The sequence below is a fragment of the Kosakonia sp. H02 genome (assembly GCA_030704225.1).
GTDB lineage: Bacteria > Pseudomonadota > Gammaproteobacteria > Enterobacterales > Enterobacteriaceae > Kosakonia.
This window is the reverse complement of the sequence record CP131915.1, coordinates 4311886-4332816: the sequence shown is the minus strand read 5'-3', so window position 1 is coordinate 4332816 and position 20931 is coordinate 4311886. Positions and strand designations below refer to the sequence as shown.

At 50.3% G+C, this 20931-nt stretch carries 38 protein-coding genes; 33 read left to right on the top strand and 5 right to left on the bottom strand.

The features are described from left to right. The first annotated feature begins 256 nt into the window (after positions 1-256). Both bfd and bfr read left to right on the top strand, forming a co-directional pair. Positions 257-451, top strand: coding sequence for a bacterioferritin-associated ferredoxin (gene bfd / locus Q5705_20440; protein ID WLI76904.1), 195 nt, complete (start codon positions 257-259; stop codon positions 449-451). A 72-nt stretch (positions 452-523) separates the two neighbouring features. Next, positions 524-1000 (top strand): bacterioferritin, encoded by a 477-nt coding sequence (gene bfr / locus Q5705_20435; GenBank protein ID WLI76903.1) that lies wholly within the window; start codon positions 524-526, stop codon positions 998-1000. Here bfr and Q5705_20430 read toward each other — a convergent pair. After that, positions 997-1452 carry an A24 family peptidase gene (locus Q5705_20430; protein ID WLI76902.1) on the bottom strand — a complete coding sequence of 152 codons (456 nt, stop codon included), beginning with the start codon at positions 1450-1452 and terminating at the stop codon, positions 997-999. The genes bfr and Q5705_20430 overlap by 4 nt on opposite strands. Before the next feature lie 378 nt (positions 1453-1830). On the opposite strand from Q5705_20430, the gene rpsJ reads away from it, so the two are divergent. The 31 genes from rpsJ to Q5705_20275 all read left to right on the top strand — a co-directional run bounded on the left by rpsJ (position 1831) and on the right by Q5705_20275 (position 16669). Then, positions 1831-2142 (top strand): 30S ribosomal protein S10, encoded by a 312-nt coding sequence (gene rpsJ / locus Q5705_20425; protein ID WLI76901.1) that lies wholly within the window; start codon positions 1831-1833, stop codon positions 2140-2142. Between the two features lie 32 nt (positions 2143-2174). Then, positions 2175-2804, top strand: a complete 630-nt coding sequence (gene rplC, locus Q5705_20420; protein ID WLI76900.1) for a 50S ribosomal protein L3 — start codon at positions 2175-2177, stop codon at positions 2802-2804. Positions 2805-2814: 10 nt separating this feature from the next. Continuing rightward, a complete protein-coding gene (gene rplD / locus Q5705_20415; GenBank protein ID WLI76899.1) occupies positions 2815-3420 on the top strand; it encodes a 50S ribosomal protein L4 in 606 nt (201 codons plus the stop codon). Further along, complete coding sequence (rplW, locus tag Q5705_20410; GenBank protein ID WLI76898.1) at positions 3417-3719, top strand: 50S ribosomal protein L23; 303 nt, start codon at positions 3417-3419, stop codon at positions 3717-3719. Before rplD ends, rplW begins: the two co-directional genes overlap by 4 nt. A gap of 17 nt (positions 3720-3736) precedes the next feature. After that, entirely contained in the window at positions 3737-4558 is an 822-nt protein-coding gene (gene rplB / locus Q5705_20405) for a 50S ribosomal protein L2 (GenBank protein ID WLI76897.1), read from the top strand. Between the two features lie 16 nt (positions 4559-4574). Next, the gene (gene rpsS / locus Q5705_20400) at positions 4575-4853 is read left to right on the top strand and encodes a 30S ribosomal protein S19 (GenBank protein ID WLI76896.1); all 279 of its coding nucleotides are present in this window, start codon (positions 4575-4577) and stop codon (positions 4851-4853) included. A gap of 14 nt (positions 4854-4867) precedes the next feature. Then, the gene (gene rplV / locus Q5705_20395; protein ID WLI76895.1) at positions 4868-5200 is read left to right on the top strand and encodes a 50S ribosomal protein L22; all 333 of its coding nucleotides are present in this window, start codon (positions 4868-4870) and stop codon (positions 5198-5200) included. Positions 5201-5217: 17 nt separating this feature from the next. Then, positions 5218-5919, top strand: coding sequence for a 30S ribosomal protein S3 (gene rpsC / locus Q5705_20390; GenBank protein ID WLI76894.1), 702 nt, complete (start codon positions 5218-5220; stop codon positions 5917-5919). Between the two features lie 12 nt (positions 5920-5931). After that, a complete protein-coding gene (gene rplP / locus Q5705_20385) occupies positions 5932-6342 on the top strand; it encodes a 50S ribosomal protein L16 (GenBank protein WLI76893.1) in 411 nt (136 codons plus the stop codon). After that, the gene (rpmC, locus tag Q5705_20380) at positions 6342-6533 is read left to right on the top strand and encodes a 50S ribosomal protein L29 (protein WLI76892.1); all 192 of its coding nucleotides are present in this window, start codon (positions 6342-6344) and stop codon (positions 6531-6533) included. Before rplP ends, rpmC begins: the two co-directional genes overlap by 1 nt. Further along, positions 6533-6787, top strand: coding sequence for a 30S ribosomal protein S17 (rpsQ, locus tag Q5705_20375; GenBank protein ID WLI76891.1), 255 nt, complete (start codon positions 6533-6535; stop codon positions 6785-6787). The genes rpmC and rpsQ overlap by 1 nt, the downstream gene beginning before the upstream one ends. A gap of 165 nt (positions 6788-6952) precedes the next feature. Beyond that, a complete protein-coding gene (gene rplN, locus Q5705_20370) occupies positions 6953-7324 on the top strand; it encodes a 50S ribosomal protein L14 (GenBank protein WLI76890.1) in 372 nt (123 codons plus the stop codon). A 10-nt stretch (positions 7325-7334) separates the two neighbouring features. After that, the gene (gene rplX, locus Q5705_20365; protein WLI76889.1) at positions 7335-7649 is read left to right on the top strand and encodes a 50S ribosomal protein L24; all 315 of its coding nucleotides are present in this window, start codon (positions 7335-7337) and stop codon (positions 7647-7649) included. 14 nt (positions 7650-7663) lie between these two features. After that, the gene (rplE, locus tag Q5705_20360) at positions 7664-8203 is read left to right on the top strand and encodes a 50S ribosomal protein L5 (GenBank protein WLI76888.1); all 540 of its coding nucleotides are present in this window, start codon (positions 7664-7666) and stop codon (positions 8201-8203) included. 14 nt (positions 8204-8217) lie between these two features. Then, the gene (rpsN, locus tag Q5705_20355) at positions 8218-8523 is read left to right on the top strand and encodes a 30S ribosomal protein S14 (GenBank protein WLI76887.1); all 306 of its coding nucleotides are present in this window, start codon (positions 8218-8220) and stop codon (positions 8521-8523) included. Positions 8524-8556: 33 nt separating this feature from the next. After that, positions 8557-8949 carry a 30S ribosomal protein S8 gene (rpsH, locus tag Q5705_20350; protein ID WLI76886.1) on the top strand — a complete coding sequence of 131 codons (393 nt, stop codon included), beginning with the start codon at positions 8557-8559 and terminating at the stop codon, positions 8947-8949. Positions 8950-8961: 12 nt separating this feature from the next. After that, positions 8962-9495, top strand: a complete 534-nt coding sequence (rplF, locus tag Q5705_20345; protein ID WLI76885.1) for a 50S ribosomal protein L6 — start codon at positions 8962-8964, stop codon at positions 9493-9495. 9 nt (positions 9496-9504) lie between these two features. Continuing rightward, entirely contained in the window at positions 9505-9858 is a 354-nt protein-coding gene (rplR, locus tag Q5705_20340) for a 50S ribosomal protein L18 (GenBank protein ID WLI76884.1), read from the top strand. 14 nt (positions 9859-9872) lie between these two features. Beyond that, the gene (gene rpsE / locus Q5705_20335) at positions 9873-10373 is read left to right on the top strand and encodes a 30S ribosomal protein S5 (GenBank protein WLI76883.1); all 501 of its coding nucleotides are present in this window, start codon (positions 9873-9875) and stop codon (positions 10371-10373) included. A 6-nt stretch (positions 10374-10379) separates the two neighbouring features. Further along, entirely contained in the window at positions 10380-10559 is a 180-nt protein-coding gene (gene rpmD, locus Q5705_20330) for a 50S ribosomal protein L30 (GenBank protein WLI76882.1), read from the top strand. A 3-nt stretch (positions 10560-10562) separates the two neighbouring features. After that, a complete protein-coding gene (rplO, locus tag Q5705_20325; protein ID WLI76881.1) occupies positions 10563-10997 on the top strand; it encodes a 50S ribosomal protein L15 in 435 nt (144 codons plus the stop codon). Between the two features lie 7 nt (positions 10998-11004). Continuing rightward, complete coding sequence (gene secY / locus Q5705_20320) at positions 11005-12336, top strand: preprotein translocase subunit SecY (protein ID WLI76880.1); 1332 nt, start codon at positions 11005-11007, stop codon at positions 12334-12336. 30 nt (positions 12337-12366) lie between these two features. Further along, positions 12367-12483, top strand: a complete 117-nt coding sequence (gene rpmJ, locus Q5705_20315) for a 50S ribosomal protein L36 (protein ID WLI76879.1) — start codon at positions 12367-12369, stop codon at positions 12481-12483. A 146-nt stretch (positions 12484-12629) separates the two neighbouring features. After that, a complete protein-coding gene (rpsM, locus tag Q5705_20310; protein WLI76878.1) occupies positions 12630-12986 on the top strand; it encodes a 30S ribosomal protein S13 in 357 nt (118 codons plus the stop codon). A 16-nt stretch (positions 12987-13002) separates the two neighbouring features. Beyond that, positions 13003-13392, top strand: a complete 390-nt coding sequence (gene rpsK / locus Q5705_20305; protein WLI76877.1) for a 30S ribosomal protein S11 — start codon at positions 13003-13005, stop codon at positions 13390-13392. Positions 13393-13426: 34 nt separating this feature from the next. Further along, a complete protein-coding gene (gene rpsD, locus Q5705_20300) occupies positions 13427-14047 on the top strand; it encodes a 30S ribosomal protein S4 (protein ID WLI76876.1) in 621 nt (206 codons plus the stop codon). Positions 14048-14072: 25 nt separating this feature from the next. Continuing rightward, positions 14073-15062 carry a DNA-directed RNA polymerase subunit alpha gene (gene rpoA / locus Q5705_20295; GenBank protein WLI76875.1) on the top strand — a complete coding sequence of 330 codons (990 nt, stop codon included), beginning with the start codon at positions 14073-14075 and terminating at the stop codon, positions 15060-15062. 40 nt (positions 15063-15102) lie between these two features. Next, positions 15103-15489 (top strand): 50S ribosomal protein L17, encoded by a 387-nt coding sequence (rplQ, locus tag Q5705_20290; protein WLI76874.1) that lies wholly within the window; start codon positions 15103-15105, stop codon positions 15487-15489. Between the two features lie 107 nt (positions 15490-15596). Next, entirely contained in the window at positions 15597-15965 is a 369-nt protein-coding gene (locus tag Q5705_20285) for a DUF1992 domain-containing protein (protein ID WLI76873.1), read from the top strand. A gap of 2 nt (positions 15966-15967) precedes the next feature. After that, positions 15968-16399 (top strand): Zn(2+)-responsive transcriptional regulator, encoded by a 432-nt coding sequence (zntR, locus tag Q5705_20280; protein WLI76872.1) that lies wholly within the window; start codon positions 15968-15970, stop codon positions 16397-16399. Between the two features lie 57 nt (positions 16400-16456). After that, entirely contained in the window at positions 16457-16669 is a 213-nt protein-coding gene (locus Q5705_20275) for an alternative ribosome-rescue factor A (protein WLI76871.1), read from the top strand. Here the strand turns inward: Q5705_20275 and mscL are convergent. The 4 genes from mscL to fmt form a co-directional block, all read right to left on the bottom strand. After that, positions 16666-17079, bottom strand: a complete 414-nt coding sequence (gene mscL / locus Q5705_20270) for a large-conductance mechanosensitive channel protein MscL (GenBank protein ID WLI76870.1) — start codon at positions 17077-17079, stop codon at positions 16666-16668. The genes Q5705_20275 and mscL overlap by 4 nt on opposite strands. Positions 17080-17229: 150 nt before the next feature. Further along, positions 17230-18606: a Trk system potassium transporter TrkA gene (trkA, locus tag Q5705_20265; protein ID WLI76869.1), complete on the bottom strand. Its 1377-nt coding sequence runs from the start codon at positions 18604-18606 to the stop codon at positions 17230-17232. 22 nt (positions 18607-18628) lie between these two features. After that, on the bottom strand, positions 18629-19915 hold the full coding sequence (gene rsmB, locus Q5705_20260) for a 16S rRNA (cytosine(967)-C(5))-methyltransferase RsmB (GenBank protein WLI76868.1): 1287 nt from the start codon (positions 19913-19915) through the stop codon (positions 18629-18631). A gap of 47 nt (positions 19916-19962) precedes the next feature. Beyond that, a complete protein-coding gene (fmt, locus tag Q5705_20255; GenBank protein WLI76867.1) occupies positions 19963-20913 on the bottom strand; it encodes a methionyl-tRNA formyltransferase in 951 nt (316 codons plus the stop codon). Positions 20914-20931: the final 18 nt, after the last annotated feature.

Below are 20931 nucleotides of genomic sequence, written 5' to 3'. Positions count from 1 at the left end.
GGCGTGGGGCTATAGGAAGCTGCCCTACGCCGGGCGGCCGTACCGTTGGCGCGGGCGTTGTAGCAAAAGTTCTGAGCTAATTATTTAGCTTCGAATTAAAAAGGGCACTCCGGTGCCCTTTTTGTTACCCGCAATTTGTCGCCAGACATTTTTGTTCGCATTTTGATTACCTCTCTGAACACCTTTACAGTCGTGCTATTGTAATCGTAACCATTCTCATTTAGAATTTTGTGCATAAAGTGAACGGGAGTGATTCATGTACGTTTGTTTGTGTAATGGTGTAAGTGATAAGAAAATCCGCCAGGCAGTGCGCCAGTTTCACCCTCAGTCCTTTCAACAACTCCGTAAATTTATTCCGGTAGGAAACCAGTGCGGTAAATGCGTTCGTGCAGCAAGAGAGATTATGCAGGACGAGCTGACGCAGATGCCGGAATACAAAGAGATCGCCTGAAGCTCTATCTTTTTTTTGACATCCTTGTAGCCCCATCTACGCTTCAATAAGTGGAAGCGGAGGGACTATATAATGAAAGGTGATGTTAAAATCATAAATTATCTCAATAAATTATTGGGAAATGAGCTTGTCGCAATAAACCAATACTTTCTCCACGCGAGAATGTTTAAAAACTGGGGCCTGACGCGCCTCAACGATGTCGAATACCATGAATCCATCGATGAAATGAAACATGCCGATTTGTATATTGAGCGCATTTTATTTCTTGAAGGACTGCCGAATTTGCAGGATTTAGGCAAGCTCGGGATTGGCGAAGATGTCGAAGAGATGCTGCAATCAGACCTTCGTCTGGAACTGGAAGGCGCAAAAGACCTGCGTGAAGCTATCGCTTATGCCGACAGCATTCATGATTATGTTAGCCGCGACATGATGATTAAGATCCTGGCTGATGAAGAGCATCATATTGACTGGCTGGAAACAGAACTCGATCTGATAGCTAAAATTGGTGTCCAGAATTACCTCCAGTCGCAAATCAAAGTTGAAGATTAAGACTGCATCAAAATCGGATAGCCGATCAGTAAACCCGCTGCTGCCAGAAATGGCCCAAAAGGCAGTGGGTTTTTTATTGCCTGCCACTTCCGGTAACGAAGCGCTTTGATGCCAACAACGCAGCAGGCAAGGAGTGACGCGATCAACACCAGTGCAGGGAGGTTCTCCCAACCATGCCATGCACCAAGCGCGGCGAGGTATTTTACGTCGCCATATCCCAGACCTTCCTGACCTCGCAACCACCGATAACCCCAATAGAGAAGAGCAAACCCTGCATAACCCACCACGGCACCCATGACCGCCTGCGGTAAAAACGATACGCGGGAAGTGCAATGCCAAATGAGACCTGACCAGAGAAGAGGGCAGGTGAAACGATCGGGTAACAAGCCACGGCGTATGTCATACCCGACAAGAATCAAGTTCAGTAACAGATAAATAGAAAGAAAAAGCATAGCGTCCCTGCCTTATGAATAATCAATCCGATGAGCGAAGAATGGGCAAAAAGAAGAACAAAACAAAGCGGGTAGTGACGAAATTGCGAGAGGCTTTCCAGGAAAGCATACTGGCGAGTTACATCTTCATTGTTCTTGCGAGCGTGTGCCCTGAGTTGTGTAATTTCTAAACGGCACTTGCGTCTGACTCAGATTTACGTATAATGCGCGGGCTTGTCGTAATTGACGGCTGGTTCGATTTGAACCATGGCGGGGTTTTTAACCGCTAACAATGCCCCCAATCGGGGGGCTACGTAAGAACGATTACACTCCCCCATCAATCGTAATGGGTGTGAGGAGTAATTATTTCCGTCTATAAATAATTGGAGCTCTGGTCTCATGCAGAACCAAAGAATCCGTATCCGCTTGAAAGCGTTTGATCATCGTCTGATCGATCAATCAACCGCCGAAATCGTCGAGACTGCGAAGCGCACTGGTGCGCAAGTACGTGGTCCGATCCCGCTGCCGACCCGCAAAGAGCGCTTTACCGTTCTGATCTCTCCGCACGTCAACAAAGATGCGCGTGATCAGTACGAAATCCGCACTCATAAGCGTCTGGTTGACATCGTTGAGCCAACCGAGAAAACCGTTGATGCTCTGATGCGTCTGGATCTGGCTGCCGGTGTAGACGTGCAGATCAGCCTGGGTTGATCAGGTCATCGAGCGATTGAGAGGTTGAAACAATGATTGGTTTAGTCGGTAAAAAAGTGGGCATGACTCGCATCTTCACTGAAGATGGCGTTTCTATCCCAGTAACCGTAATCGAAGTTGAAGCAAACCGCGTTACTCAGGTTAAAGATCTGGCTAACGATGGCTACCGTGCTATTCAGGTTACCACCGGTGCTAAAAAAGCTAACCGTGTAACCAAGCCGGAAGCGGGTCACTTCGCTAAAGCTGGCGTAGAAGCTGGCCGTGGTCTGTGGGAATTCCGTCTTGCTGAAGGCGAAGAGTTCACCGTAGGTCAGGATATTAGCGTTGAGCTGTTTGCTGAAGTTAAAAAAGTTGACGTAACTGGCACCTCTAAAGGTAAAGGTTTCGCAGGTACCGTTAAGCGCTGGAACTTCCGTACCCAGGATGCTACCCACGGTAACTCCCTGTCTCACCGCGTTCCGGGTTCTATCGGTCAGAACCAGACTCCGGGCAAAGTGTTCAAGGGCAAGAAAATGGCAGGTCAGCTGGGTAATGAGCGCGTAACCGTTCAGAGCCTGGACGTAGTACGTGTTGACGCTGAGCGCAACCTGCTGCTGGTTAAAGGTGCTGTCCCGGGTGCAACCGGTAGCGACCTGATCGTTAAACCAGCTGTGAAGGCGTGAGGAGATAGCAATGGAATTAGTATTGAAAGACGCGCAGAGCGCGCTGACTGTTTCCGAAACTACCTTCGGTCGTGACTTTAACGAAGCGCTGGTACACCAGGTTGTTGTAGCTTACGCAGCTGGTGCTCGTCAGGGTACTCGTGCTCAGAAGACCCGTGCTGAAGTAACTGGTTCCGGTAAAAAACCGTGGCGCCAGAAAGGCACCGGTCGTGCTCGTTCAGGTTCTATTAAGAGCCCGATCTGGCGTTCTGGTGGCGTAACCTTCGCTGCGCGTCCGCAGGACCACAGTCAAAAAGTTAACAAAAAGATGTACCGCGGCGCGCTGAAAAGCATCCTGTCCGAACTGGTACGTCAGGATCGTCTGATCGTTGTCGAGCAGTTCTCTGTTGAAGCACCGAAAACCAAGCTGCTGGCTCAGAAACTGAAAGACATGGCTCTGGAAGATGTGTTGATCATCACCGGTGAGCTGGACGAGAACCTGTTCCTGGCCGCGCGCAACCTGCACAAGGTTGATGTTCGCGACGCGACTGGTATCGACCCGGTTAGCCTGATCGCCTTCGACAAAGTCGTAATGACTGCTGATGCTGTTAAGCAAGTTGAGGAGATGCTGGCATGATTCGTGAAGAACGTCTGCTGAAGGTGCTGCGTGCACCGCACGTTTCTGAAAAAGCGTCTACTGCGATGGAAAAAACCAACACCATCGTTCTCAAAGTTGCAAAAGACGCGACCAAAGCAGAAATCAAAGCTGCTGTGCAGAAACTGTTTGAAGTCGAAGTCGAAGTCGTTAACACCCTGGTAGTTAAAGGGAAAGTTAAACGTCACGGACAGCGTATCGGTCGTCGTAGCGACTGGAAAAAAGCTTACGTCACCCTGAAAGAAGGCCAGAATCTGGACTTCGTTGGCGGCGCTGAGTAAGTCGGAGGAGTAATACAATGGCAGTTGTTAAATGTAAACCGACATCTCCGGGTCGTCGCCACGTAGTTAAAGTGGTTAACCCTGAGCTGCACAAGGGCAAACCTTTTGCTCCGTTGCTGGAAAAAAACAGCAAATCCGGTGGTCGTAACAACAATGGCCGTATCACCACTCGTCATATCGGTGGTGGCCACAAGCAGGCTTACCGTCTTGTTGACTTCAAACGCAACAAAGATGGTATCCCGGCAGTTGTTGAACGTCTTGAGTACGATCCGAACCGTTCCGCGAACATCGCGCTGGTTCTGTACAAAGATGGCGAACGCCGTTACATCCTGGCCCCTAAGGGCCTGAAAGCTGGCGACCAGATTCAGTCTGGCGTTGATGCTGCAATCAAAGCAGGCAACACCCTGCCGATGCGCAATATCCCGGTTGGTTCTACCGTTCATAACGTAGAAATGAAACCAGGTAAAGGCGGTCAGCTGGCGCGTTCTGCTGGTACTTACGTTCAGATCGTTGCTCGCGATGGCGCCTATGTCACTCTGCGTCTGCGTTCTGGTGAAATGCGTAAAGTAGAAGCAGAGTGCCGTGCTACTCTGGGCGAAGTTGGCAATGCTGAGCATATGCTGCGCGTTCTGGGTAAAGCAGGTGCTGCACGCTGGCGTGGTGTTCGTCCTACCGTTCGCGGTACTGCGATGAACCCGGTCGACCACCCACACGGTGGTGGTGAAGGTCGTAACTTTGGTAAGCACCCGGTAACTCCGTGGGGCGTTCAGACCAAAGGTAAGAAGACCCGCAGCAACAAGCGTACTGATAAATTCATCGTACGTCGCCGTAGCAAATAATTTTAGAGGATAAGCCATGCCACGTTCTCTCAAGAAAGGTCCTTTTATTGACCTGCACTTGCTGAAGAAGGTAGAGAAAGCGGTGGAAAGCGGAGACAAGAAGCCCCTGCGCACTTGGTCCCGTCGTTCAACGATCTTTCCTAACATGATCGGTTTGACCATCGCTGTCCATAATGGTCGTCAGCACGTTCCGGTATTTGTTTCCGACGAAATGGTCGGTCACAAACTGGGTGAATTCGCACCGACTCGTACTTATCGCGGCCACGCTGCTGATAAAAAAGCGAAGAAGAAATAAGGTAGGAGGAAGAGATGGAAACTTTAGCTCAACATCGCCATGCTCGTTCTTCTGCTCAGAAGGTTCGCCTTGTTGCTGACCTGATTCGCGGTAAGAAAGTGTCGCAGGCCCTGGATATTCTGACCTACACCAACAAGAAAGCGGCTGTACTGGTCAAGAAGGTTCTGGAATCTGCCATTGCTAACGCTGAACACAACGATGGCGCTGACATTGACGATCTGAAAGTTACGAAAATTTTCGTAGACGAAGGCCCGAGCATGAAGCGCATTATGCCGCGTGCAAAAGGTCGTGCAGATCGCATCCTGAAGCGCACCAGCCACATCACTGTGGTTGTGTCCGATCGCTGAGACTCTGGAGACTAGCAATGGGTCAGAAAGTACATCCTAATGGTATTCGCCTGGGTATTGTAAAACCATGGAACTCTACCTGGTTTGCGAACACCAAAGAATTCGCTGACAACCTGGACAGCGATTTTAAAGTACGTCAGTTCTTGACGAAGGAACTGGCTAAAGCGTCTGTATCTCGTATCGTTATCGAGCGTCCGGCTAAAAGCATTCGTGTAACCATTCACACTGCTCGCCCGGGTATCGTTATCGGTAAGAAAGGTGAAGACGTTGAAAAACTGCGCAAGGTCGTAGCGGATATCGCTGGCGTTCCTGCTCAGATCAATATCGCCGAAGTTCGTAAACCTGAACTGGACGCAAAACTGGTTGCTGACAGCATCACTTCTCAGCTGGAACGTCGTGTTATGTTCCGTCGTGCTATGAAGCGTGCTGTACAGAACGCCATGCGTCTGGGCGCTAAAGGTATTAAAGTTGAAGTTAGCGGCCGTCTGGGTGGCGCTGAGATCGCACGTACCGAATGGTACCGTGAAGGTCGCGTTCCGCTGCACACTCTGCGCGCTGACATTGACTACAACACCTCCGAAGCGCACACCACTTACGGTGTAATCGGCGTAAAAGTGTGGATCTTCAAAGGTGAGATCCTTGGTGGTATGGCTGCAGTTGAACAACCGGAAAAACCGGCTGCTCAACCTAAAAAGCAGCAGCGTAAAGGCCGTAAATAAGGAGCGTCGCTGATGTTACAACCAAAGCGTACAAAATTCCGTAAAGTGCACAAAGGCCGCAACCGTGGTCTCGCGCAGGGCACGGATGTGAGCTTCGGCACTTACGGTCTGAAAGCTGTTGGCCGTGGTCGTCTGACCGCTCGTCAAATCGAAGCAGCACGTCGTGCTATGACTCGTGCCGTTAAGCGTCAGGGCAAGATCTGGATCCGTGTATTCCCGGACAAACCGATCACCGAGAAGCCGCTGGAAGTTCGTATGGGTAAAGGTAAAGGTAACGTAGAGTATTGGGTTGCCTTGATTCAGCCGGGTAAAGTCCTGTACGAAATGGACGGTGTTCCGGAAGAGCTGGCCCGTGAAGCCTTCGAGCTGGCAGCAGCAAAACTGCCGATTAAAACCACCTTTGTAACTAAGACGGTGATGTAATGAAAGCAAAAGAGCTGCGTGAAAAGAGCGTTGAAGAGCTGAACACCGAGCTGCTTAACCTGCTGCGCGAGCAGTTCAACCTGCGTATGCAGGCTGCAAGTGGCCAGCTGCAACAGACTCACCTGTTGAAGCAAGTGCGTCGTGATGTCGCACGCGTTAAGACTTTACTGACTGAGAAGGCGGGTGCGTAATGACCGATAAAATCCGTACTCTGCAAGGTCGTGTTGTTAGCGACAAAATGGAGAAATCCATTGTTGTAGCTATCGAACGTTTCGTGAAACACCCGATCTACGGTAAATTCATCAAACGTACGACTAAACTGCACGTACATGACGAGAACAACGAATGCGGCACCGGCGACGTGGTTGAAATCCGCGAATGCCGTCCGCTGTCCAAGACTAAATCCTGGACGCTGGTTCGCGTTGTAGAGAAAGCGGTTCTGTAATACAGTACGCGTTCTCTAACGAATAAACGGCTCAGAAATGGGCCGTTTATTTTTTCTACCCATCTCTGGGAACCGGTGTTATAATGCCGCGCCCCCGATATGGGGCTTTTTATCGACCCTGATTTTAGGGTCTTCAGTAGTAGTTGACATTAGCGGAGCACTAAAATGATCCAAGAACAGACTATGCTGAACGTCGCCGACAACTCCGGTGCACGTCGCGTAATGTGTATCAAGGTTCTGGGTGGCTCGCACCGTCGCTACGCAGGCGTAGGCGACATCATCAAGATCACCATCAAAGAAGCAATTCCGCGTGGTAAGGTCAAAAAAGGTGATGTGCTGAAGGCGGTAGTGGTGCGCACCAAGAAGGGTGTTCGTCGCCCGGACGGTTCTGTCATTCGCTTCGATGGTAATGCATGCGTTATTTTGAACAATAATAGCGAGCAACCTATCGGTACGCGTATTTTTGGGCCGGTAACTCGTGAACTTCGTAACGAGAAGTTCATGAAAATTATCTCTCTGGCACCAGAAGTACTCTAAGGAGCGAATCATGGCAGCGAAAATCCGTCGTGATGACGAAGTTATCGTGTTAACCGGTAAAGATAAAGGTAAACGCGGTAAAGTAAAAAATGTTCTGTCTTCCGGCAAGATCATTGTTGAAGGTATTAACCTGGTTAAGAAACATCAGAAGCCGGTTCCGGCCCTGAACCAACCGGGTGGCATCGTTGAAAAAGAAGCTGCAATTCAGGTTTCTAACGTTGCGCTCTTCAATGCGGCAACTGGCAAGGCTGACCGTGTAGGCTTTAGATTCGAAGACGGCAAAAAAGTCCGTTTCTTCAAGTCTAACAGCGAAACTATCAAGTAATTTGGAGTAGTACGATGGCGAAACTGCATGATTACTACAAAGACGAAGTAGTTAGCAAACTCATGACTGAGTTTAACTACAATTCTGTCATGCAAGTCCCTCGGGTCGAGAAGATCACCCTGAATATGGGTGTTGGTGAAGCGATCGCTGACAAGAAACTGCTGGATAACGCAGCAGCTGACCTGGCAGCAATCTCCGGTCAAAAACCGTTGATCACCAAAGCGCGCAAATCCGTTGCGGGCTTCAAAATCCGTCAGGGCTATCCGATCGGCTGTAAAGTGACTCTGCGTGGCGAACGCATGTGGGAGTTCTTTGAGCGCCTGATCACTATTGCTGTACCTCGTATCCGTGACTTCCGTGGCTTGTCCGCTAAGTCTTTCGACGGTCGTGGTAACTACAGCATGGGTGTCCGTGAGCAGATCATCTTCCCAGAAATCGACTACGATAAGGTCGATCGCGTGCGTGGTTTGGATATTACCATTACCACTACTGCGAAATCTGACGAAGAAGGCCGTGCTCTGCTGGCTGCCTTTGACTTCCCGTTCCGCAAGTAAGGTAGGGTTACTCCATGGCTAAGCAATCTATGAAAGCACGCGAAGTTAAACGCGTAGCTTTAGCTGAAAAATACTTCGCGAAACGCGCTGAACTGAAAGCGATCATTTCTGATGTGAACGCTTCCGACGAAGATCGTTGGAACGCTGTTCTCAAGCTGCAGAGTCTGCCGCGTGATTCCAGCCCGTCTCGTCAGCGTAACCGCTGCCGTCAAACTGGTCGTCCGCATGGTTTCCTGCGGAAGTTCGGGTTGAGCCGTATCAAGGTCCGTGAATCCGCTATGCGCGGTGAAATCCCGGGTCTGAAAAAGGCTAGCTGGTAATTGTCACCAATTGAATCACGGGAGTAAAGACAGATGAGCATGCAAGATCCGATCGCGGATATGCTGACCCGTATCCGTAACGGTCAGACCGCGAACAAAGCTGCGGTCACCATGCCTTCCTCCAGGCTGAAAGTGGCAATTGCCAACGTGCTGAAGGAAGAAGGTTTTATTGAAGATTTCAAAATTGAAGGCGACACCAAGCCGGAACTGGAAGTGACTCTTAAATACTTCCAGGGTAAAGCTGTGGTAGAAAGCATTCAGCGTATCAGCCGCCCAGGTCTGCGCATCTATAAGAAAAAAGATGAGCTGCCGAAAGTTATGGGTGGTATGGGTATCGCAGTTGTTTCTACCTCTAAAGGTGTTATGACTGATCGTGCAGCGCGCCAGGCTGGTCTTGGTGGCGAAATTATCTGCTACGTAGCCTAATCGGAGGAAAAAATGTCTCGTGTTGCTAAAGCACCGGTCGTTATTCCTGCCGGCGTTGATGTAAAAATCAACGGTCAGGTTATCACGATCAAAGGTAAAAACGGCGAGCTGACTCGTACCCTCAACGATGCTGTTGAAGTTAACCAGGCAGATAATGCTCTGACCTTCGGTCCGCGTGATGGTTACGTGGATGGTTGGGCTCAGGCTGGTACCGCGCGTGCCCTGCTGAATTCAATGGTTATCGGTGTTACCGAAGGCTTCACTAAGAAGCTGCAGCTGGTTGGTGTAGGTTATCGTGCAGCGGTTAAAGGGAATGTTGTAAACCTGTCCCTGGGTTTCTCTCATCCTGTTGACCATCAACTGCCGGCGGGTATCACTGCTGAATGTCCGACTCAGACTGAAATCGTGCTGAAAGGCGCTGATAAACAGGTGATCGGCCAGGTTGCAGCAGATCTGCGCGCCTACCGTCGTCCTGAGCCTTATAAAGGCAAGGGTGTTCGTTACGCCGACGAAGTCGTGCGTACCAAAGAGGCTAAGAAGAAGTAAGGTAACACTATGGATAAGAAATCTGCTCGTATCCGTCGTGCGACCCGCGCACGCCGCAAGCTCAAAGAGCTTGGTGCGACCCGCCTGGTGGTACATCGTACCCCGCGTCATATTTACGCCCAGGTAATCGCATCGAATGGTTCTGAAGTTCTGGTAGCTGCTTCTACTGTAGAAAAAGCTATCTCTGAACAACTGAAGTACACCGGTAACAAAGACGCGGCCGCAGCTGTAGGTAAAGCTGTTGCTGAACGCGCTCTGGAAAAAGGCATTAAAGATGTGTCTTTTGACCGTTCCGGGTTCCAATATCATGGTCGCGTCCAGGCACTGGCAGATGCTGCTCGTGAAGCTGGCCTTCAGTTCTAAGGTAGAGGTGTAAGATGGCTCACATCGAAAAACAAGCTGGCGAACTGCAGGAAAAGCTGATCGCGGTTAACCGCGTATCTAAAACCGTAAAAGGTGGTCGTATTTTCTCCTTCACAGCTCTGACTGTTGTTGGCGATGGTAACGGTCGCGTAGGTTTTGGTTACGGTAAAGCGCGTGAAGTTCCGGCAGCGATCCAGAAAGCGATGGAAAAAGCCCGTCGCAATATGATTAACGTCGCGCTGAACCACGGCACCCTGCAGCACCCTGTTAAGGGTACTCACACTGGGTCTCGTGTATTCATGCAGCCGGCTTCCGAAGGTACCGGTATCATCGCCGGTGGTGCAATGCGCGCCGTTCTGGAAGTCGCTGGGGTTCATAACGTTCTGGCCAAAGCATATGGTTCCACTAACCCGATTAACGTGGTTCGTGCAACTATTGATGGTCTGGAAAATATGAAGTCTCCAGAAATGGTCGCTGCCAAGCGTGGTAAATCCGTTGAAGAAATTCTGGGGTAATTGACCATGGCAAAGACTATTAAAATCACTCAAACCCGCAGTGCAATCGGTCGTCTGCCGAAACACAAGGCAACGCTGCTTGGCCTGGGTCTGCGTCGTATTGGTCATACTGTTGAACGTGAGGATACTCCTGCGGTTCGCGGTATGGTCAACGCGGTTTCCTTCATGGTTAAAGTTGAGGAGTAAGAGATGCGTTTAAATACTCTGTCTCCGGCCGAAGGCTCCAAAAAGGCGGGTAAACGCCTGGGTCGTGGTATCGGTTCTGGCCTCGGTAAAACCGGCGGTCGTGGTCACAAAGGTCAGAATTCTCGTTCTGGCGGTGGCGTACGTCGTGGTTTCGAGGGTGGTCAGATGCCTCTGTACCGTCGTCTGCCGAAATTCGGTTTCACTTCTCGTAAAGCAATGATCACGGCAGAAATTCGTCTGTCCGATCTGGCTAAAGTAGAAGGCGACGTAGTCGACCTGAACACGTTGAAAGCGGCTAACATTATCGGTATCCAGATCGAGTTCGCGAAAGTGATCCTGGCTGGTGAAGTAGCTCGTCCGGTAACTGTGCGTGGCCTGCGTGTGACTAAAGGCGCTCGTGCTGCTATCGAAGCTGCTGGCGGTAAAATTGAGGAATAAGTAGCAGATGGCTAAACAACCGGGATTAGATTTTCAAAGTGCCAAGGGTGGAATTGGCGAACTGAAACGCAGACTGCTGTTTGTTATCGGTGCGTTGATTGTGTTCCGTATTGGCTCTTTTATTCCGATCCCTGGTATTGATGCCGCTGTACTTGCCAAACTGCTTGAACAACAGCGTGGCACCATCATTGAAATGTTTAACATGTTCTCTGGTGGTGCTCTCAGCCGTGCTTCTATCTTTGCTCTGGGTATCATGCCGTACATTTCGGCGTCGATTATTATCCAGCTGCTAACGGTCGTTCATCCGACTCTGGCAGAGTTGAAGAAAGAAGGGGAGTCTGGTCGTCGCAAGATCAGCCAGTACACCCGCTACGGTACTCTGGTGTTGGCCATATTTCAGTCGATCGGTATTGCTACCGGTTTACCGAATATGCCTGGTATGCAAGGCCTGGTAATGAACCCGGGCTTTGCATTCTACTTCACCGCTGTTGTGAGTCTGGTTACAGGAACAATGTTCCTGATGTGGCTCGGTGAACAGATTACTGAACGTGGTATCGGTAACGGTATTTCGATCATTATCTTTGCCGGCATTGTGGCGGGACTCCCGCCAGCCATTGCCCATACAATCGAGCAAGCGCGTCAAGGCGACCTGCACTTCCTCCTGTTGCTGTTGGTTGCAGTATTAGTATTCGCAGTGACGTTCTTTGTTGTTTTCGTTGAACGTGGTCAACGCCGTATTGTGGTTAACTACGCTAAACGCCAGCAAGGCCGTCGTGTCTATGCTGCTCAGAGCACACATTTACCGCTGAAAGTGAATATGGCGGGGGTAATCCCGGCAATCTTCGCTTCCAGTATTATTCTGTTCCCGGCAACCATCGCGTCATGGTTCGGGGGCGGTACTGGTTGGAACTGGCTGACAACAATTTCGCTGTATTTGCAGCCTGGGCAACCGCTTTATGTGTTACTCTATGCGTCTGCAATCATCTTCTTCTGTTTCTTCTACACGGCGTTAGTTTTCAACCCGCGTGAAACAGCAGATAACCTGAAGAAGTCCGGTGCATTTGTACCAGGAATTCGTCCGGGAGAACAAACGGCGAAGTATATCGATAAAGTAATGACCCGCCTGACTTTGGTTGGTGCGCTTTATATTACTTTTATCTGCCTGATCCCGGAGTTCATGCGTGATGCGATGAAAGTACCGTTCTACTTCGGTGGGACGTCACTGCTTATCGTTGTTGTCGTGATTATGGACTTTATGGCTCAAGTGCAAACTCTGATGATGTCTAGTCAGTATGAGTCTGCATTGAAGAAGGCGAACCTGAAAGGCTATGGCCGTTAATGGTCGCCCGAGAAGTTACGGAGAGTAAAAATGAAAGTTCGTGCTTCCGTCAAGAAATTATGCCGTAACTGCAAAATCGTTAAACGTGATGGTGTCATCCGTGTGATTTGCAGTGCCGAGCCGAAACATAAACAGCGCCAAGGCTGATTATTTCGCATATTTTTCTTGCAAAGTTGGGTTGAGCTGGCTAGATTAGCCAGCCAATCTTTTGTATGTCTGTACGTTTCCATTTGAGTATCCTGAAAACGGGCTTTTCAGCATGGGGCGTGCAAGTAAAATTATAGGAGTGCATAGTGGCCCGTATAGCAGGCATTAACATTCCTGATCAAAAACATGCTGTGATCGCATTAACCTCGATCTACGGTGTCGGCAAAACCCGCTCTCAAGCCATCCTGGCTGCTGCGGGCATCGCTGAGAATGTTAAGATCAGTGAGCTGTCTGAAGAACAAATCGACACGCTGCGTGACGAAGTTGCCAAATTTGTCGTTGAAGGTGATCTGCGCCGTGAAGTTAGCATGAGCATCAAGCGCCTGATGGATCTTGGTTGCTACCGCGGTTTGCGTCATCGTCGTGGTCTCCCGGTTCGCGGTCAGCGTACCAAGACCAACGCACGTACCCGTAAGGGTCCGCGCAAACCGATCAAGAAATAATCGGGGTGATTGAATAATGGCAAAGGCACCAATTCGTGCACGTAAACGTGTAAGAAAACAAGTCTCTGACGGCGTGGCTCATATCCATGCTTCTTTCAACAACACCATCGTTACTATTACTGATCGTCAGGGTAACGCACTGGGTTGGGCAACAGCCGGTGGTTCCGGTTTCCGTGGTTCTCGCAAATCCACTCCGTTTGCAGCTCAGGTTGCAGCAGAGCGTTGCGCTGAAGCCGTAAAAGAATACGGCATCAAGAATCTGGAAGTTATGGTTAAGGGACCGGGTCCGGGTCGCGAATCTACTATTCGTGCTCTGAACGCCGCTGGTTTCCGCATCACTAATATTACTGATGTGACTCCGATCCCTCACAACGGTTGTCGTCCGCCGAAAAAACGTCGCGTATAACGCGCTCGTTTTCTAGGATTGTTGGAGAAAGAAAATGGCAAGATATTTGGGTCCTAAGCTCAAGCTGAGCCGTCGTGAGGGCACAGACCTGTTCCTTAAGTCTGGCGTTCGCGCGATCGATACCAAGTGTAAAATTGAACAAGCTCCTGGCCAGCATGGTGCGCGTAAACCGCGTCTGTCTGACTATGGTGTGCAGTTGCGTGAAAAGCAAAAAGTTCGCCGTATCTACGGTGTGCTGGAGCGTCAATTCCGTAACTACTATAAAGAAGCAGCACGTCTGAAAGGCAACACCGGTGAAAACCTGTTGGCTCTGCTGGAAGGTCGTCTGGACAACGTTGTATACCGTATGGGCTTTGGTGCCACTCGTGCAGAAGCACGTCAGCTGGTTAGCCATAAAGCAATCATGGTAAACGGTCGTGTTGTTAACATCGCTTCTTATCAGGTTAGTCCGAATGACGTGGTTAGCATTCGTGAGAAAGCGAAAAAGCAGTCTCGCGTGAAAGCCGCTCTGGAGCTGGCTGAGCAGCGTGAAAAGCCAACCTGGCTGGAAGTTGATGCTGGCAAGATGGAAGGCACGTTCAAGCGTAAGCCGGAGCGTTCTGATCTGTCTGCGGACATTAACGAACACCTGATCGTCGAGCTTTACTCCAAGTAAAGCTTAGTACCAAAGAGAGGACACAATGCAGGGTTCTGTGACAGAGTTTCTAAAACCGCGCCTGGTAGATATCGAGCAAGTGAGTTCGACGCACGCCAAGGTGACCCTTGAGCCTTTAGAGCGTGGCTTTGGCCATACTCTGGGTAACGCACTGCGCCGTATTCTGCTCTCATCGATGCCGGGTTGCGCGGTGACTGAGGTTGAGATTGATGGTGTACTTCATGAGTACAGCACCAAAGAAGGCGTTCAGGAAGATATCCTTGAAATCCTGCTCAACCTGAAAGGGCTGGCGGTGAGAGTTCAGGGTAAAGATGAAGTTATTCTTACTCTGAGTAAATCTGGCATTGGCCCTGTGACCGCAGCCGACATTACCCACGACGGTGATGTCGAAATCGTCAAGCCGCAGCATGTGATCTGCCACCTGACCGATGAAAACGCATCTATCAATATGCGTATCAAAGTTCAGCGCGGTCGTGGTTATGTGCCGGCGTCTGCCCGAATTCATTCGGAAGAAGATGAGCGCCCGATCGGCCGTCTGCTGGTTGATGCGTGCTACAGCCCTGTAGAGCGAATTGCCTACAATGTTGAAGCAGCACGTGTTGAACAGCGTACCGACCTGGACAAGCTGGTCATCGAAATGGAAACCAATGGCACAATCGATCCTGAAGAGGCGATTCGTCGTGCGGCAACCATCCTGGCAGAACAACTTGAAGCTTTCGTTGACTTACGTGATGTACGTCAGCCGGAAGTTAAAGAAGAGAAACCAGAATTCGATCCGATCCTGCTGCGCCCTGTTGACGATCTGGAATTGACTGTCCGCTCTGCTAACTGCCTCAAGGCAGAAGCTATCCACTATATCGGTGATCTGGTACAGCGTACCGAGGTTGAGTTGCTGAAAACGCCGAACCTGGGTAAAAAATCTCTTACCGAGATTAAAGACGTGCTGGCCTCACGTGGTCTGTCTCTGGGCATGCGCCTGGAAAACTGGCCGCCGGCAAGCATTGCTGACGAGTAACCGGATCACAGGTTAAGGTTTTACTGAGAAGGATAAGGTCATGCGCCATCGTAAGAGTGGTCGTCAACTGAACCGCAACAGCAGCCATCGCCAGGCCATGTTCCGTAACATGGCAGGTTCACTGGTTCGTCATGAAATCATCAAGACGACACTGCCGAAAGCGAAAGAGCTGCGTCGCGTAGTTGAGCCGCTGATTACTCTTGCCAAGACGGATAGCGTTGCTAATCGTCGTCTGGCATTCGCCCGTACTCGTGATAACGAGATCGTGGCAAAACTGTTTAACGAGCTGGGCCCGCGTTTCGCGAGCCGTGCCGGTGGTTACACTCGCATTCTGAAGTGTGGCTTCCGTGCTGGTGACAATGCTCCGATGGCTTACATCGAGCTGGTTGATCGCGCCGAGCCGAAAGCAGAAGCTGCTGCAGAGTAATCTGTAGTAACGTAAAAAAACCCGCTCCGGCGGGTTTTTTTATATCCATCACATCCCCACATTCCTACAATACACGTATCTTTTTTGTTCACCCTCTGGAGGCCGTAATGTGGTTACTCGATCAGTGGGCAGAGCGACATATCCTTGATGCCCAGCAAAAAGGCGATTTTGATAATCTCGCGGGCTGTGGTGAACCACTCGTCCTGGATGATGATTCACACATTCCGCAGGAACTACGCGCCGGGTACCGTTTACTGAAAAACGCCGGATGCCTCCCGCCGGAGCTCGAATACCGGAAAGAAGCCGTTGAGCTTGTCGATCTGCTCAGTAGCGTTCAACGCGACCATCCGCAATACAATGAGCTGCACCGTCGACTGTCATTGCTGGAATTGAAACTGCGTCAGGCTGGCCTGAGTACGGAATTCCTTCGCGGCGATTATGCAGCGAAGTTGCTGCAAAAAATTAATGAGGAATAATCATGTATCGGATTGGTGAAATTGCAAAAATGGCGGAAGTCACACCGGATACAATCCGTTATTACGAAAAACAACAAATGATGGATCATGAAGTGCGCACAGAAGGTGGTTTCCGTCTCTACACAGATAAAGATTTACAGCGCCTGAAGTTCATCCGTCACGCCCGGCAATTGGGATTTACCCTCGAATCAATCCGCGAATTACTCTCGATCCGCATCGATCCGGAACATCATACCTGCCAGGAATCGAAGGGAATCGTGCAGGAGCGTCTTAGTGAAGTTGAAGCGCGAATCGAAGAGTTACAAGCCATGCGTAGATCATTGCAAAAGCTTAATGATGCATGTTGTGGCACAGCCCATAGCAGCGTCTATTGTTCCATCCTGGAAGCGCTTGAGCAGGGAGCGAGTGGTGAAACCGGCCACGCACGCAGTTGATCTTATTTACTGCAAAGACTACACTTCGGCCGTTTTAATACACAATCTGGAGAAAATATGAGTCGCTATCAGCACACCAAAGGGCAGATAAACGATAACGCTATTGAGGCATTTCTACATGACCCACTTTTTCGGCAACGTGTAGAAAAAAATAAGAAAGGAAAAGGGAGTTATCTGCGTAAAACTAAACATGCAAAACGAGGCTTTCAGGAGGCCAGTGGCAAGCAAGCGAATCGCTTATTTACCACTGGCCTTCTTGCATTTGCTTAGCTACGGCTGTTTTGCTCTTTGAGCAAGTCGCGAATTTCGCTCAGCAGTACTTCTTCTTTACTCGGCGCAGGCGGCGCTTTCGGTTCTTCCGCCTGTTTGCGTTTCAGTTTATTAATCACTTTGATCGCCAGGAAAATCGCGAAGGCGACAATAATAAAATCAAACACATTTTGAATGAATACGCCGTAATGCATGACGACAGCCGGTACGTCGCCCTGCGCATCACGTAAGGTTATTGCAAACTGTTTGAAATCAATCCCGCCAATTAACAAACCCAACGGCGGCATAATGATATCGGCTACCAGTGACGACACAATTTTGCCGAACGCCGCACCGATAATTACACCTACTGCCAAATCCACCACATTCCCGCGCATCGCAAACTCGCGAAATTCTTTTAACATACTCATGATCTTCATCTTCTCCATGTGCTGTCGGTCACAATAAGTCTAACAACATACAAAACATTTTCCATTTGAAGAGATAAATTAACGAGATTTCTTAGTCCCTTACAAAAAGGAGGGAATAAAAAGGGACGCTCAATGCAGCGTCCCTGGGGATTAAAGAAAGAAGGGGCTGGGCTGGAACAGGCGCTCAACGTCAGTAATGTATTTTTTGTCAGTCAGAAACATAATCACATGGTCGCCCTGCTCTATGCGCAAATTGTCATTGGCAATCATCACATCATTACCACGCACAACTGCACCAATAATCGTACCAGGCGGTAGTTTGATGTCATCAATGACGCGACCTACTACGCGGGATGTTGTTTCGTCACCATGCGCCACCGCTTCGATCGCTTCTGCTACCCCGCGTCGTAATGAAGAAACGCCGACGATATCTGCTTTACGCACATGGCTAAGTAATGCGGATATAGTCGCTTGCTGCGGTGAGATCGCGATATCTATCACACTGCCTTGCACCAGATCGACATAAGCGCGGCGCTGGATAAGCACCATAACTTTTTTCGCGCCCATGCGCTTGGCCAACATCGCCGACATGATATTGGCTTCATCATCGTTTGTGACGGCGATAAACAGATCCACTTGATCAATATGCTCTTCGGCAAGCAACTCTTGATCCGATGCATCGCCAAAAAAGACGATAGTGTTTTGCAGTTTCTCGGCCAGTTCGGCAGCGCGTTGTTGATCGCGCTCGATCAGTTTTACGCTGTAATCTTTTTCCAGCTGTTGCGCCAGGCCGGCACCAATATTCCCGCCGCCAACCAGCATGATGCGTTTATACGGTTTTTCTAGCCTTTGTAACTCACTCATCACTGCACGAATATGTTGCGATGCCGCGATAAAGAACACTTCATCACCGGCTTCAACAATAGTCGAACCCTGCGGACGAATAGGGCGATCGTGACGAAAAATCGCCGCAACGCGCGTATCGATGTGTGGCATATGCTCGCGCATGGTTGAAAGCGCGTTACCAACGAGTGGGCCACCATAATAGGCTTTTACCACCGCCAGGCTCACTTTACCTTCAGCAAAATTAACAACTTGCAGTGCACCAGGGTACTCAATCAGGCGATAAATACTGTCGATGACCAACTGTTCGGGCGCAATCAAATGATCAATCGGCACGGCTTCAGAATGGAACAATTTATCTGCATCTCGTACATAATCCGGTGAACGGATGCGCGCAATGCGATTTGGCGTATTAAACAGCGAATAAGCAACCTGGCAGGCAACCATATTGGTTTCGTCTGAACTGGTCACCGCGACAAGCATATCGGCGTCATCAGCTCCCGCTTCACGCAACACGCGCGGATGAGAGCCGTGGCCCTGCACAACACGCAGATCGAACTTGTCCTGCAAGGTACGCAGGCGGTCACCATTGGTATCGACAACGGTAATATCGTTATTCTCTCCTACCAGGTTTTCCGCCAGCGTCCCACCGACCTGCCCTGCACCCAGAATAATTATCTTCATCTGCTGTGACCCGTTGTCTTTATCACTGTTTGCTTATCTTAGCGTAAAAGAAACCATCACCTTCCTCTGCGCCCGGCAGATTCTGTATGCCTGGTTGTTCCGGCGTACCGATGGTCAGTTGCGCGTCGGGGGTGCGTCTGAGGAAAGCGGCAACCTGCTGGCTATTCTCTTCAGGCAGGATCGAACAGGTTGCGTATACCAGCGTACCGCCGCTTTTCAAATGTGGCCAGATAGCGTCAAGGATTTCTGATTGTAACTGTGCCAGCTCGGGAATATCGCGCTCGCGGCGCAGCCATTTAATGTCGGGGTGACGGCGAATAACGCCCGTTGCGGAGCAAGGGGCATCAAGCAGAATACGATCGAATTTCTCATCACCGCACCACTGCGCCGGAAACCGGCCATCTCCCTGTTTTACTTCGGCTTTCATTCCCAAACGTTTCAGGTTGTCATAAACCCGCGATAAGCGCTGCTCATCAATATCTACCGCCAATACGCTGGCTTGCGGAGCGGCTTCGAGAATATGTGTTGTTTTACCGCCTGGTGCTGCGCAAAGATCCAGAATGCGCTCACCATTCTGCGGTGCGAGGAAGGTAATACAACCCTGCGCCGAGGCATCCTGGACGGTGACCCAACCTTCGTTGAATCCTGGCAGAGCAGTCACTGGCGCGGCATTTGCAAGGCGTACCGCATCAGGGTAATTCGCATGAGCAAACCCCTGTTGACCGGTCTCTTCCAGCAGCGCCAGCCAGCTTTCCCGCGAGTGGTGCTGGCGATTAACGCGCAGCCACATGGGCGGCCTTTGATTGCTGGCATCAATAATTTGCTGCCATTGTTGCGGATACGCTTTCTGTAAACGCTTCAATAACCATGTCGGAAAGAGATACTGATTTTCGCTATGGGCAAACTCAGCTAATAATGTTTCCTGTTGGCGCTGGAACTGCCGCAGTACTCCATTTATCAGTCCCTTAAGTTGTGGGCGTTTAATAACAACCGCGCCTTCCACTGTTTCTGCCAGCGCCGCATGCGCAGGAATTCGGGTATGCAGAAGTTGATACAAGCCAACCATAATCAGGTAGTGCACCGTGCGCTGCTTGCCCGTCATCGGGCGAGACATCAACTTATTGATTAGCCAGTCAAGCTGGGGCAGTACACGCAAAACACCAAAGCAAAGCTCCTGGAGCAATGCCCTGTCTTTATCGGAAACTTTTTGTTGTAGCGGCGGCAGGACGTTACTGAGCGATTGCCCTTGTTCAAGGACCTGTTCAATAGCTTGCGCAGCCATACTGCGTAAATTCATCTGTTTTTTCATAACCACAAAAATAAAAATGCCCGGCAAAACCGGGCTAAAAATGAGTATCAGGCCAGGAGGATGTTGCCGGGGACAAACCATTCGCGCCGTGAATTTAATAGATCCTGGGCACTCATCGCTTTCTTACCCGCAGGCTGTAGCGATTCAAGATTTAATATTCCCTCAGCGGTGGCTATCTGGATCCCCGCTTTAGATACCTCAACGATCGTACCGGGTTGAGTCGTCGTAGCCGAAGGAATGACGGAAGCTCGCCAGACTTTTACCGGCTGCTCATCAACCATAAACCAGCTCATTGGCCATGGATTGAAGGCACGAATACAACGCTCTAACTGCTCAGCGCTTAGCGACCAGTCCAGGCGGGCTTCTTCTTTGCTGAGTTTCTCAGCATAGGTTACTAACGCTTCGTCCTGCACTTGCGGTTGCGCTGTCCCCTGGCCAAGTTGCCGTAGGGTTTCAATAAGCCCCTGCGGGCCGAGCTCAGCCAGTTTGTCGTACAGCGTGGCGCTTGTATCTTCAGCCGTGATCGAACAGGCAAGTTTATACAGCATATCGCCCGTATCCAGACCCACATCCATTTGCATGATAGTGACGCCGGTTTCCGCATCACCTGCCCACAAAGAGCGTTGGATCGGGGCAGCACCACGCCAGCGCGGAAGCAATGAACCATGGACATTGATGCAACCCAGACGCGGCATATCCAGCACGGCTTTGGGTAGAATCAGCCCGTAGGCAACAACGACCATAACATCAGCATTGAGATCGGCGACCAGCTGTTGATTTTCGGGCGCGCGCAATGAAGCTGGCTGAAATACCGGCAGGCCTTTTTCTTCCGCCAGTACTTTCACCGGGCTGGGCATCAGCTTTTTACCGCGACCGGCAGGGCGATCGGGCTGGGTAAAAACCCCAACGACCTGATGTTCAGAAGACAACAGCGCGTCAAGATGACGCGCTGCAAAGTCAGGTGTGCCGGCGAAAATAATACGTAGAGAGTCTGACACGTTTATCCCTTTCTACCC